Below are 12,621 nucleotides of genomic sequence, written 5' to 3'. Positions count from 1 at the left end.
GTATGCCCATTTTTGGCTTGCCCGCCTGGTGGCGTGAAAGGGGAGGAATACTAGGCGTGAGCCTGCTGCTGGCCCTTAGCGCAGGCTCCGCCACGGCCCAACCCGTGGCCCCACACCGCGCCCGCACCTACACCCGCGAAGCTCATCTCATGGGCTCGCACTTCACATTCACGGCCGTCTCGGCCGATGATTCGCTGGCCTGGCGGGCCGTGCGGGCAGGGCTGCGCGAAACCCAGCGCATCGACCGCCTGTGCTCGTACTGGGATTCTACTTCCCAGGTAGTTAAAATCAACCGCATGGCCGGTATCCGGCCGGTGGTGGTTGATGTGGAGGTGTACGACCTTATCCAGCGTACCCTCAAAATCTCAGCCCTGAGCGGCGGGGCCTTCGACATCACCTTTGCCAGCGGCGATAAGATATATCAGTTTGACCGCCAGGAGCACGCCAGCCTGCCCGATTCGGCCGTGGTGCGGCGCTCAGTCAAGCGCATCGGCTGGCAAAAGGTGAAGCTCGACCCGGCTACCCACTCAATTTTTCTGCCCGAAAAAGGCATGCGCATCAACCTGGCCGGCATTCTGCAAGGCTACGGGGTGCGCCGGGCCCAGGAGCTTATGAAAAAAATGGGCATTACGGGTGGCCTTATCAATGGCTCGGGCGATGTGTATTGCTGGGGCCATCAGCCCGACGGCTCGGCCTGGCGCATTGCCATTGGCGACCCGGCCCGGCCGCATACCGTCTCTTCCTGGTTAACGGTCAGTGATTTAGCAGTGGTAACGGCCGGTAACTACGAGCAGTTCTTCACCGTCAAGGGCCGGTATTATGGCCACATTATAAACCCACACACGGGCTACCCGGCTACCGGGCTACGCTCCGTTACGATTATTTGCCCCGATGTGGAGCTGGCCGATGCCCTCGACGATGCCGTGTTCGTACTCGGCTCCGTAGAAGGCCTGGCCCTGATAAACCGCCTCAAAGGCATCAACTGCACCCTTATTACCGATGAGGGTCAAACCCTGGTTTCCAAGGGTATGCAACTCAATCCCTACCATAGCGCAGCGCCCGCCGCTGCTAACGTGCCTCACCCCCCAAAGCCATGAGATATTCTGTTATTTTTCGCCCGGCGCTGCTGGGTTTGCTGCTGGCAAGCAGTGCCGCGCTGCCCAGCTGCGTATCGGTAGCCGCCTACCAGAAAGCCTACCTCAACGACGAGGATATGAAGCTCGCAACGAAGAAAGTTGAAACCCCGGAAGTAAACTTTGAAAGCTACCGCGAAGGCGCCGGCGGAGCCAATGGAGGCAAAGTAGGGGGCGGCTGCGGCTGCAACTAAGGGAGGTAATATATTTCGTAATATATTAAATTTTAAATATAATAAGTAATTTGTGAGAAAGCTAATCCTCCTCGCGCTCATTTCCACCGCTCCGCTTGCCGCCTTCGCGCAGGGCACGCCCACGCCCAACCGCCTCGATGGCTCGGGTGTCTCACCGGCCAACGCGTCTCAGCTGCCCACGCCCGCCCGCTACGGCGAAACGGAGGTCGATATTCTGGGTAGCTACTACCAGCAAAACGGCGACCACAGCGCCGTGGAAGGCGGTATTGGCAGCCAGCACCTTACCGATACGGCGCCGACCATCCTGCTCAACGTGCCGCTCGACTCCACCACGCGTCTGTCGGCCAATGTGGGAATCGACTACTACGCCTCGGCGTCGTCCGATAAGATTGACCAGGTTATGTCGTCGCCCTCGGCTTCCGACGTGCGCTACCACGCCGATTTTGGCCTCTCGCACCTGCTGACCGATAAGCTGACCACGCTGGGGGCCGGTGCGGGCGTATCGAAAGAATTTGATTACCTGTCGTTTAATCTGGTTGGCTCCTGGGCGCGCACTTCGCTCGACGGCAACCGCCAGCTAAGCGTAAGCGGCCAGGCCTTCTTCGACCAGATAAAGCTCGTAACCCCCGCCGAGCTGCGGGTGGGCGGCACGCGCAACCACAACTATGGCTCCGACACCCGCCAGAGCTTCACCCTGTCGCTCGTTTACGCGCAGGTACTCAGCAAGCGCCTACAGGCTTCCGTCAGCGTGGAGCCGGTGGTGCAGCGCGGGCTGCTGAGCACCCCATTTCAGCGGGTTTATTTCCGCGACCGGCCCGATGCTAATGGCCAGCTCGGCACGCTCGGTACGGCTCTGGCCGAGGTGCTGCCGCGCCTGCGCTACAAGTATCCGGCCAGCCTGCGCCTTACTTACTACGCCACCGACCTAATGCAGCTGCGCGGCTTTTACCGCTTCTACAACGACAATTTTGGCATTCGTGCCCATACCTTCGAGCTGGAAGTGCCGGTGAAGGTGAGCCCCTTTTTCACGCTCTATCCCTTCTATCGCTACCACACGCAGACGGCGGCCGACTACTTTGCGCCCTATCTGGCGCACGTTTCTACAGAAGAGTATTTCACCTCCGACTACGACCTGTCGGCCTTTTCGGCTAATAAAGTCGGCCTGGGCTTCCGCTACGCGCCGCTTTATGGGCTGGGCCGCTTCAAAGCGCCCTTCGGGGGGCGCATCACCAAGTTTAAGTCATTGGATTTGCGCTATGGCTATTACCGACAAAGTACCGGCCTCACGGCCAACGTAGTAAGCGCCGACCTGTCCTTTACCATGCCCTAAGCAGCTGCCGCTTATGAATCCCATCACTGCGCCTACGGCCGAAAAGCACCTGACCAGCTCGGCTATTTTGCAGGATATAGTTATCGGCCTCTCCGATGGCCTCACCGTGCCCTTTGCCCTGGCAGCGGGCCTGAGTGGGGCCGTGCAGTCGTCGGGCCTCGTCATTACGGCGGGGCTGGCCGAAATAGTGGCCGGTTCCATTGCGATGGGGCTGGGTGGCTACCTGGCCGGCCGCACCGAAGTCGACCACTACGCGGCCGAGCTGGCCCGTGAGCACGAGGAGGTTCGCACCGTGCCCGACGTCGAGCGCCGGGAGGTGCAGGAGCTGTTCGTCGAGATGGGTCTTTCCGAAGCAACTGCCACCCAGGCTACCAATGAGCTTGTGAAAGACCCTGAGCAATGGGTCAAGTTCATGATGAAGTACGAGCTGGGCCTTGAGCAGCCCGACCCCAAGCAGGCTTTCAAGAGCGCCATTACCATCGCCGGGGCCTACGCCGTGGGCGGCCTCATTCCGCTCAGCGCGTACTTTCTGACTGCTACTCCGCACGCAGGCTTGCTGTGGTCGGGGCTGATTACGCTGGTTTGCCTGCTCGTATTTGGTTTTTTCAAGAGCCGCCTGACCGGTCAGGCGCCCATTGCAGGAGCAATAAAGATGGCGGCTACCGGGGCTGCCGCTGCCGCCGCGGCCTTTTATGTAGCCCGGCTGGTGCAGGGGCAAAGCATATAGCAGTAGTCAACAAAAGAGGGCTACCCAATTATGGGTAGCCCTCTTTTGTTGATTAGCAAGTATCACCTGCTCAGCAGGTAAAGGTGGTTCTATGCTTCTACTTAGTAGCGTCGCGCAGCGCTTTAATCTCATCGTGCGCCTGCTTTACGCCAGCGGCCTGCTTGGTCAGTACCGTGTGCAGGGCACCGGGCAGGTCCTGGGCCTTCAGGGCAGTTTCGTAGGCTTTTTTAGCGTAGTCTTCGCCGCGCTCACACTCGGCAAGAACGGCATGGTTGTCTTTGCTGGTAAGCGCCGATTTCAAATCAATCCAGGCGCGGTGTACGGTGCCGGTAACCGAGGCGCTTTCGTCGGGCTTAAGGTCCAGCTTAAACATCTGGTCTTCAATCTCCGTGACATAGCTGGCGCGCTGGGCGGCATATTTTTTAAACGTGTCTTTCAGCTTGGTGTCCTCCACATCGGTCATCGCATCCGAATAGCCTTTCTGGCCATCCTTAAGGGTTTCTACGAGTTCGTTGAGCAGGGCTTGAGTGGCTTTGGCTTCCATGAGTGGAAAAGAAATTTAGTTGGAAAAGGTGAGTGAGTTTACTACTCAACTGCCCACAAGGTTACAATCGGCCCAAAGATGCCCAAATTCTATTCTTCGGCTTCAGCGCCGTTTGCTCACCCCTTAGTAGCCTGGCCTGGCCATCGCCTGCCCGGCCAGGAAACCGGTCGTCCAGGCTGCCTGAAAATTAAATCCGCCGGTAATGCCATCTATGTCAAGTACCTCGCCGGCAAAATAGAGTCCGGGCACGCGGCGGCTTTCCAGGGTGGTCAGGCTTACTTCGTTGAGCGGGATGCCCCCGCAGGTCACAAACTCGTCTTTGTGCGTGGTTTTGCCCTGCACCTGTAGCGGCGTGCGCAGCAGCAGCTCCAGCAGGCGGTTTTGGGCCTTGGCGGGCACCTCGTTCCAGCGGGTTTCGGGCCCGATGCCGGCTTCGGTAGCTAGTGTGCGCCATAGCCGGGCGGGCAGGCCAAACTGTGGATGGGCTGCCACCTGCTTTTTGCCGTTTTCGAGCCGAAATTCCTGGGCCCAGGGCCGCAGGGTTTCGTCGGTGTGCGTGGGCACCCAGCTTACCAGCGCCGTGCCGTGGTAGCCCAGCTCGTGCAGGCGGCGGGCACCCCAGGCTGAGAGCTTGAGCACAGCCGGCCCGCTCACGCCCCAGTGCGTCACCAGCAGCGGGCCTTCGTATTGCAGCTTTTCGCCCGCCAGCACCACCCGCGCATGAGGCACGCTGACGCCCGGCAGCTCGCGCAGGGGCGAGGTTGGCACGTTGAAGGTAAAGAGTGAGGGCACTGGCTCGGCAATGGTATGGCCCAGCTCACGCAGCCAGTCGTAGGCCGCCGATTTTGGGTTGCCACCCGTGGCTACCAGTAGCCGGCTTACGTGCAGCTCCTGGCCCAGGGGCGGGCTTACTTCGCTGAATGTCAGCGTAAAGCCTCCCTCTGGCAACGGTCTGATTTGCTCAACGGCGGTGCGCATGAGTACCCGTACTCCGGCCCGCCGGGCGGTATCTTCCAGCGCGCGGGCGATGGTTTCGCTGCTATCGGTGGTTGGAAACAGGCGGCCATCGGCCTCGGTTTTGAGCGCCACGCCGCGCTGCGCAAACCAGGCAATCGTGTCGGACACCCCAAACCGGCGGAATGCTTCTTTTAGCTGCCGGCCGCCGCGCGGGTAGTGTTGCACCAGCTGCGCGGCCGACTCGCAGGCGTGGGTTACGTTGCAGCGCCCGCCGCCCGAGATGCGCACCTTGCTCAGCAGCTTCGGGCTTTTTTCCAGCAGCAGAACCGTTAGCTGTGGATTGGCCTCGGCGCAGGCAATAGCGCCGAAAAAGCCGGCGGCCCCTCCACCCAGCACCGCCACTACTTCAGGTTGGGGTGGGGCAGAAGCAAAAGACGAAGGCATAGACAAAGATAACCTGCCGGCCAATGCTCCGCTGCTCGCCGGCTAGCAATAGGGTAGGGCAGCCAGCACATCGTCGTGTTGGAACGCATAGGGAACCAGCGCGCGCAGCCGGCTGGAATCAATGGTTTTACCCCCGCTGCCAGTTTCCTGAAAAGTTGGCGGCTCCAGGCCCAGGTAGGCCGCGGCGGCGGGATAAAAGTCGCGCCGCCGCGGGTGCTGCAGAGCGCAAACATTAAGCGTGTGCCCCCAAATCTGCTGGCCAATAATGGTGCTTAACACGCCTACCGCGTCGGTGAGATGCAACAGATTGGTGGGCGCGTCGCCCTGCGGAAGGTCGCGGCGGCCGGCCAGAAAGCGGCCCGGTGCCCGGTCGGGCCCAAAAAGGCCGCCCAGGCGCACTACCGAGCTTTGCCACTGGCCATAGCGCGGCACAAAATGTCCTTCCGTGCGCAGCACATCCGACGCCGCATCGCGGGTGCTGATAGCGTCTGTTTCGCGCATTATCCGGGGCTCGTCAGGGTAAACGCCCGTGGTTGAGACAAATAAAACGGCCTTGAGCCGGGCGGCGGCTACTGCCCGGTGCACGGGGCGCAACAGCGTGGGGTACCCGCCGGCCACCGCCGCGCGGGGCGGCACATTCAAGACCAGCGTATCGGCTTGCGACAGCCAGTGCGTGAGGCTGGCCTCGTCGGCTAGCGTAAAGCTACTGCCCAGCTGAAGCAGTTGAGGCTCGATGCCGGCGGCAGCCAGTAGCGGCACTTGCTCGGCAGTAGTGGTTGACCCCAACACCCGGTGGCCCTGGGCTAACAGCTTCTTTGCCAAAGGCATCCCCAGCCAGCCACAGCCCAATACGGCTACCGTAGAAGACTCGGCTACCGGATTTACAAGCGTGGTAATAGACATAAAATATTATTCTTGATTACTAGGCGTCTATGTAAAAAGAGTGCAAGTTGCACATGAATCGATAAACCCCGTATCAACTATTTCAACTTGGTGAGAATTACCGCTTACCTTCGGGCGTTTCTCAACCTTAGCTCCGTACTGCTTAATTCCCTTTGCCTGATGACGAATTCTTTTGCACAACCGATGCTGCGCGATAATGCGCTGGCTGGTAAAACCATTATTGTAACGGGTGGCGGAACGGGCTTGGGCAGGGCCATGACGACGTATTTTCTGCAATTAGGTGCCAATGTGACCATCACCAGCCGTAAACTCGCTGTATTAGAGCAAACAGCGGTCGAACTGCGCCAGCAGACGGGTGGGCGGGTATTAGCCCTGGCCTGCGATGTGCGCAAATACGAGGAAGTGGAAGCGATGCTGACGCGCACGTACGAAGATTTTGGGCGCGTTGATGTCTTGCTCAATAATGCTGCCGGAAATTTTATCAGTCCCACGGAGCGCCTCAGCCATAAAGCCTTCGACGTGATAGTGGATATTGTGCTGCGGGGCTCCTACAACTGCACCCTGGCCGTGGGCAAGCGCTGGATAGCCGAAAAGCAGCCCGGCACTATCCTCAATATCGTGACTACCTATGCCTCCGTGGGCTCGGCTTACGTAGTGCCTTCGGCCGCCGCAAAGGCCGGGGTGCTGGCACTTACCCGCTCGCTGGCCGTGGAGTGGGCCAAATACGGTATCCGCTCCAATGCGATTGCACCCGGCCCGTTTCCCACAGAAGGCGCCTGGAGTCGCCTGTTTCCCGAACCGCTGGCCAGCAAGCTCGACCCCGCTGCCAGCGTGCCGCTCAAGCGCGTGGGCCAGTATCAGGAACTGGCCAACCTGGCAGCCTACCTCGTGTCTGATTTCTCGGCCTACGTGAACGGCGAAGTCGTAACCATCGACGGGGGAGAGTGGCTCAACGGGGCCGGCGAGTTTAACAAGCTCGAAATGCTTACCCCCGGTATGTGGGATACCATCGAGAAGACCATGCGCCGCTAAACCACTGCTTGGCGCAGATTTTAAATGGATTTCACGGATTTTGCGGTCGATTTGTCACTAAGAAAAAAGCCACCTGTCCGGTGGCTTTTTTGGGCTTGCTTACAATAGTGTTCGACCGAGACTAATCAGGAAGTAAGCGAATCGTCCACAAAATCCGTGAAATTCATTTAAAATCCGCGCCAAGCAGTGGTCAGAGCTTATAGCCTTTGTAGCCTTTGCTAAATTCTGCCGAAGAAATTGGCTGGTTGGCTACTATAGCAGAAAAAATATATTTTTCATACAAGCCGCGGTCATCATACACCGTTACGGAAGTCGGCAGATAATTTTTGGCATCTACCGTCACAAGTACGCGCCGGCCATAAGCGCTGGGTATTTGCAGTACCTGGCCCTCGATGAGCTTGCTATCGGCACTGAGCTTATTGCGTTCGATAATGCGGTACTCGCCGCAGCTGAAATGCGTTGCTATCGATTCAATACTCTCGTTTTTGCCAACCCGATAAGAAATATAGTGAAAATCAGGATAGTCAGAGCGCAGTATATAACTACTCTCCCCTTGAGCAGTAGTATCGCCCATATAGCGAAATGACTCGCTGAATGTATTGTCGCCCCGGCCATTGGGGCCACCCAGCAGGTTGGCAATTAAGGAAAAGCCGGCCTGCAAAACTGTGTGGTGCTGGCCTTTGCGCATTAAAGTGCCAGTAGGGTTGAGGCTCAGCGTGATGTAGGGGAAAGCGGCCGGATACACCCAGGCCTCGTTGTCGTTCTGCCCGGTTACGTACAATACTTCCACCCCTTTCTGGTTTTTCAGGTATACGCGATAGGGGTTGAAAGCAAGTTTCATCTGGGTATAGTCGTGCGTTGTGCTCGTGCCGACGCGCTCGCGCAGCTCAGTAGCGACGCGCAGGGTTTTGAGCCCCAGAATAGCCGAAATCAGCCGCGTAGTGAGCTGCTGCGTAGTAATAGGAGTTGCCTCCAACGCCCAGCCAGCTGAGCTGCAAATAAATAGGCCGACAAAAAACAAGGAGCGGATAATCACTGCGTAACTAGGTGAGGTGCAACTACTATTGAATCTGCCGGAATGTAGTTAATTCAGGCTGATAGCGGGAAACTGTGCCGCGGCGCTGTCAAAAATAAACAATTCGTCGATTTCAAGTATCTCTAAAAAAGCGTAGAGGGGAAAGCTCTCTATAATGCGTCGGACTGCTATCTCATCTTCTCCGTTGAGCACGACCCAGCCGCGTCCACGGTCAGCAGTAATTGCGTAAGCCTGAATAACTTGCTCAGCAATCAAGCGAGTAATAACCGTGCGGTGCTGCGGAATAAGCGCAAAAAACGTTTCGTCGAATACAGCCGGCAGGCGCAGGGAAACGGAAAAGGTCGGCATAAGTAAAATAATGCGGATTATTCCGGCCTCGCAGCCCGCAGCAAAAGCGGGAGTTCTGGATTGGGAAAGCTACAGTAAAATAGTTAGGAATGTCCCAGCTCAGCCGTAGCGGGCAGGCTACGGTCGCCCTGGGCCGGGGCCGACGCCTGGAGGTGCGCATTCCGACCTTCCCAATCACGAAATCGGAGCAGCTCCGCCTGAAATTTTCCGGCAAACCAGCTTATCAGGCTCAAGTCGTCCAGAAAGCCCAGCACCGGAATAAAATCAGGAATTAAATCAATCGGACTCAGCACGTACAGTAATACCGCGAGCCCGGCCACAATCGTACTGGTCTTGATTTCCCGATATTCGCCGGTAACGTAGCTGCGAACCAGCCTGATAAGCGTTGCTCCGGCAGCAAAAAGCTGCTTGAATTTATTATCCTTACTACTCTCATCCGCTAGTTTGTCAGCAGTTTCATTAAGAATAGTAATAACTTTAAACGGCCGGCCAAGCAGCCGGCCAGCCCTACGGATAAATAAATTGAAAATTGCATTCTTGGAAATCCGGAGGCCCTGCTCAGTAAGAGTCGACATAATGGTTGGCTTTAAATAAAAGCAATAGCAACCTGATACGCAGCCTTACTGCCTAGGTTGGCGCGTCATCTTAAAACAGCAACTGCTTTATTTTTCAAACAAGGGGGTGGTGCCGCCTACCCAATCCATATTTTTATTGAAATCTACCCCAATCATCTCGCCGCGGCTCAGGCGGGCCAGGCCTGCTACCAGTTGGGGCTCAGGGGCAGTGGGCGGCCAGGTGTAGAGCAGTCGAATTTCGCATTTTACCAGGCCATCGGGAGACTGCACTACGGGCTCGTACTTCACCTTGCGCTGCAATAAATAATTATGCTTGTCAGGAAGCGCATCGAGGTCGCCAGCTGTAATGTGCAGTCGCACGCCCGCGCCCGCAAACGAGAAAAGCGGCTTCAAAACGTAGTTTTCCAAATCGGCCGGATAGGTATTCAACTCGTGTAAATAATAGCTGGGCGGAGCAAACTCGCTGAAAATAAGAGGTAGCGTATACTTACTGATGCGGAAAAACCAGTTGGGGTGGCCTACCCAGGTTACATCCACCTCATCAGTTAAATTAAATTCCGGGTTCAGGTCGGGATACCTTGCCAGCTCGTCAAAAATAATACGATTATAAATGCGCTTAATTACTATTTCCCGGCCATCCTTTTCATAAAATAACTGCCGGCCCCGCTTGCGTATGTCGGGTAGCGAAACGGCTTCAATTCCCCAGTATTCCTTCGACAGCGCAAAGTCGATGCGGGTCTTCTGGCGCTCCGGGAAAAGCTCCAGCAAAATTACATTCTCCGGATTTTCCCCCGCCAAAATCAGGTTTTTAAGCGCTGCCTTATAAGCATCCGAATCAGGGACATCGATAAATGGTGAAACTGACTCGGCAATAGGATAGTGTCTGGCAAATAGCTCGGGCAGGTAAGCCTGAAATGCATAGAGTGAGGGAAAGCCCTGCATCTCAATAAGCTGCGGTTCGAGCTCGCCGGCATTATTGCGGCACACTGCAAAATCGAAGGTCAAAAACTCGGCGTGCTCATCTTCCTTCGGCACACGCTGCCCGTCAGGGATGGCCCCCTCTGTGAGCTGCTTGAAAGTGGGCTGCTGAATTACGCGGATAATATCCTGGCCCGCCCGAATTAATTTGTCGCGTAACCCGGCGGGTACGAAAACTGGCGTTTCGGCTACGCTGAAGTCGAGCTGGCCAGGAAACTGTTGATTTATATCGGCCAGCATTTCCTGGTAGCGCTGCGGGGAAAAAGCAGCATTAAATAACTGACGCGGAGCAGGAATCATAACAGCAACGGAAAAGAAGAAAGTAGTGCGCGTGTAAGCCAGCTCGCGCCAATTCTAAATGTGGGGTAATTTCCCACTCAGGCAAGCGCGGGCTCGCTACTGGTTGCCAAAGCCTGCCGCAAAAAAGAGGGCACTATCGTCGCCTCGGTCAGCGCAATGGCCTCGGGAGTGGCCAGCAGGCGCACCATCTCGTGGTATTTTTCTTCGCCATATGCTGTGATTACCTGCTGCTTACGCTCGTCGGTGCGCATATAGCGCAACATGCCTTCGCCATCGGCTTCCGGATGAAACTGGGTGCCGAGTATCTCGGGTGAAAATCGCAGCGCCATAATGGCTCGCGCCAACGGAACGTGGGGCCGCTCTTTTTCCAGGCACAGTACTTCTACGCCCAACTCGTGCAGGCGCTCGGGCCGCAAATCGGTAAGCTGATAATCGCGGGAGTCAACGGCGTAAAAAGGCTCCGGCAGCTGGGCAAAAATGGGGTCGGCGTGGCCGGCCGGCGTCAGGTGCACGGGCAACACGCCGAAAGAGGTAGACTTACGCTTGCTGATTTCTCCCAGCCCCAGGTGCCGGCTCACCAGCTGAAAGGAATGACAGATTAATAATACGTGCTTCTTGCGCTCGGCCGTAGCATTATAGGCAAATAAGGCATCAATAAAATCGAAGTAGCGCGGCTCCCACGGCTCATCCGATGGCAGCGGACTGCCGGGGCCGCCCGTGGAAATATAAATATCATACTCGAAGTCAGGTAGTTCGGCAGTTACCCGAACGTTGAAGGTATCGATCTCAAAACGGACATGATTTGCTGCTTCAGCTTGTTGTAATAGCTGGCGAATACAACGCATTCCCTCATTAGGGAAATTATTATACATGTCTAACAGGGCAATTCTTATGGTAGGCATAAACTAGGGGTAACTCGCTGAATTATCACCGAATATTTATCGGTATAAAGTATAAATAAAAATAACAGGCTGCTTACAGCCCGTGAATCGTTTCGCTTAAAATGAAATCCACTACTTTGGTCAGGTCGCCGGTCTGATGAAATACGGCGAGTTGGCGGTCGGCACCGGTGCCCATTTCGAGCATTTTAAGAATATACTCTACCTCGTGGCGGCTACCCAGCTCGTCGAGCACATCATCCACAAAATCGAGTAATTCTAAGATAAGCTGGCGAGCTGGCTTTTCTTCCTCAGTACCAAAGTCAATTAACTGGCCATCAATACCATATCGGGCGGCTCGCCATTTGTTCTCCTTAATAAGCGAACTGCGGTAGAGTCGGAAGTTCAGGTTCTGGCACTTAAGCTTGTAAATCTTGGCTACCAGCGCCTGCATCACGGCTGCTACCGCAATAGTTTCATCAGGGCGCATCATCATATCGCAAATGCGATATTCAATGGTGTCGAAGAAAGGGTGAAGACGTAAATCCCACCATATTTTCTTGCCATTATCAATGCAGCCGGTTTTGATAAGCAGCGCAATAAACTCGTCGTATTCGGACGCACTACTGAAATAATCGGGAATGCCAGTGCGCGGAAACCGCTCGAATACTTTTGTTCTGAATGACTTATAACCCGTTTCGCGGCCTTCCCAAAAAGGGGAGTTGGTGCTGAGCGCAAACAGGTGGGGTAAAAAATACCGCAGCGCATTCATCATATACACGCCCAAATCACGGTTTTCGATGCCAACGTGAACGTGCATTCCAAAAACCAGGTTTGAGCGGGCGGCTTCCTGCAATTCTTCCACTATTTTGTCGTAGCGGGCATCGGGCGTAATGGGCTGGTCTTGCCAGCGCGAAAAGGGATGCGTGCCCGCCGCCGCAATTTTCAGCCCCACGCGGTCGGCCAGCTCCACTACCTGGCGGCGTAGGTGCAGTACTTCGGTGCGGGCCTCCTCAATATTTTTACAGATAACCGTTCCTACTTCCACTACCGACTCGTGCATTTCGGCCTTCACCTGCTCGTGGAGCGTAATTTTGCCGTCCTCCACAATCTTCGACATATGCGAGCGCAGGTCGCGCGTCGTGGGGTCGATGGTTTGAAACTCTTCCTCAATGCCGAGGGTGAAAACTGGGCGGGACATAGCTAAAGTTATAGGTAATGGATGTAGGTGAAATGCCGGCT

General features: G+C 56.1%; 13 protein-coding genes and 1 pseudogene. 5 read left to right on the top strand and 9 right to left on the bottom strand.

Annotation, left to right across the window (positions count from 1 at the left end; all coding sequences use genetic code 11):
- Positions 1 to 2 precede the first annotated feature (2 nt).
- The 4 genes from GKZ67_RS08850 to GKZ67_RS08835 are packed head-to-tail and all read left to right on the top strand — an operon-like array spanning position 3 to position 3,384.
- Positions 3 to 1,097 (top strand): FAD:protein FMN transferase, encoded by a 1,095-nt coding sequence (locus GKZ67_RS08850; RefSeq protein WP_173241976.1) that lies wholly within the window; start codon positions 3 to 5, stop codon positions 1,095 to 1,097.
- Entirely contained in the window at positions 1,094 to 1,327 is a 234-nt protein-coding gene (locus GKZ67_RS08845; protein ID WP_173241975.1) for a DUF4266 domain-containing protein, read from the top strand. The genes GKZ67_RS08850 and GKZ67_RS08845 overlap by 4 nt, the downstream gene beginning before the upstream one ends.
- A gap of 52 nt (positions 1,328 to 1,379) precedes the next feature.
- A complete protein-coding gene (locus GKZ67_RS08840) occupies positions 1,380 to 2,657 on the top strand; it encodes a DUF3570 domain-containing protein (protein WP_173241974.1) in 1,278 nt (425 codons plus the stop codon).
- A gap of 13 nt (positions 2,658 to 2,670) precedes the next feature.
- Entirely contained in the window at positions 2,671 to 3,384 is a 714-nt protein-coding gene (locus GKZ67_RS08835; RefSeq protein WP_173241973.1) for a VIT1/CCC1 transporter family protein, read from the top strand.
- A 97-nt stretch (positions 3,385 to 3,481) separates the two neighbouring features.
- Here GKZ67_RS08835 and GKZ67_RS08830 read toward each other — a convergent pair whose 3' ends face one another.
- The 3 genes from GKZ67_RS08830 to GKZ67_RS08820 all read right to left on the bottom strand — a co-directional run bounded on the left by GKZ67_RS08830 (position 3,482) and on the right by GKZ67_RS08820 (position 6,232).
- Positions 3,482 to 3,928 (bottom strand): PA2169 family four-helix-bundle protein, encoded by a 447-nt coding sequence (locus GKZ67_RS08830; protein ID WP_173241972.1) that lies wholly within the window; start codon positions 3,926 to 3,928, stop codon positions 3,482 to 3,484.
- Between the two features lie 123 nt (positions 3,929 to 4,051).
- Entirely contained in the window at positions 4,052 to 5,329 is a 1,278-nt protein-coding gene (locus GKZ67_RS08825) for an NAD(P)/FAD-dependent oxidoreductase (protein WP_173241971.1), read from the bottom strand.
- Positions 5,330 to 5,371: 42 nt separating this feature from the next.
- Positions 5,372 to 6,232, bottom strand: coding sequence for an NAD(P)-binding domain-containing protein (locus tag GKZ67_RS08820; protein ID WP_173241970.1), 861 nt, complete (start codon positions 6,230 to 6,232; stop codon positions 5,372 to 5,374).
- Positions 6,233 to 6,391: 159 nt separating this feature from the next.
- Here GKZ67_RS08820 and GKZ67_RS08815 point away from each other — a divergent pair, with 159 nt between their 5' ends.
- Positions 6,392 to 7,264 carry an SDR family oxidoreductase gene (locus tag GKZ67_RS08815; protein WP_173241969.1) on the top strand — a complete coding sequence of 291 codons (873 nt, stop codon included), beginning with the start codon at positions 6,392 to 6,394 and terminating at the stop codon, positions 7,262 to 7,264.
- Positions 7,265 to 7,454: 190 nt separating this feature from the next.
- Here the strand turns inward: GKZ67_RS08815 and GKZ67_RS08810 are convergent, their stop codons facing one another.
- The 6 genes and pseudogenes from GKZ67_RS08810 to GKZ67_RS08785 all read right to left on the bottom strand — a co-directional run bounded on the left by GKZ67_RS08810 (position 7,455) and on the right by GKZ67_RS08785 (position 12,580).
- Positions 7,455 to 8,300, bottom strand: coding sequence for a DUF1571 domain-containing protein (locus GKZ67_RS08810; protein ID WP_173241968.1), 846 nt, complete (start codon positions 8,298 to 8,300; stop codon positions 7,455 to 7,457).
- A gap of 48 nt (positions 8,301 to 8,348) precedes the next feature.
- The gene (locus GKZ67_RS08805) at positions 8,349 to 8,648 is read right to left on the bottom strand and encodes a hypothetical protein (RefSeq protein WP_173241967.1); all 300 of its coding nucleotides are present in this window, start codon (positions 8,646 to 8,648) and stop codon (positions 8,349 to 8,351) included.
- Between the two features lie 221 nt (positions 8,649 to 8,869).
- A pseudogene (locus GKZ67_RS23335) lies at positions 8,870 to 8,977 on the bottom strand (YkvA family protein); the annotation flags it as partial.
- A 333-nt stretch (positions 8,978 to 9,310) separates the two neighbouring features.
- Complete coding sequence (locus GKZ67_RS08795; protein ID WP_173241965.1) at positions 9,311 to 10,501, bottom strand: hypothetical protein; 1,191 nt, start codon at positions 10,499 to 10,501, stop codon at positions 9,311 to 9,313.
- 77 nt (positions 10,502 to 10,578) lie between these two features.
- Entirely contained in the window at positions 10,579 to 11,403 is an 825-nt protein-coding gene (locus GKZ67_RS08790) for a type 1 glutamine amidotransferase (RefSeq protein ID WP_173241964.1), read from the bottom strand.
- A gap of 73 nt (positions 11,404 to 11,476) precedes the next feature.
- Positions 11,477 to 12,580 carry a carboxylate-amine ligase gene (locus tag GKZ67_RS08785; protein WP_173241963.1) on the bottom strand — a complete coding sequence of 368 codons (1,104 nt, stop codon included), beginning with the start codon at positions 12,578 to 12,580 and terminating at the stop codon, positions 11,477 to 11,479.
- Positions 12,581 to 12,621: the final 41 nt, after the last annotated feature.

Origin of the sequence: Hymenobacter sp. BRD67 (assembly GCF_013256425.1) — a bacterium.
In the GTDB taxonomy this organism is placed as follows: Bacteria; Bacteroidota; Bacteroidia; order Cytophagales; family Hymenobacteraceae; genus Hymenobacter.
Note: the sequence above shows the minus strand (reverse complement) of the source record. Positions and strands in the feature narration are given on the sequence as shown.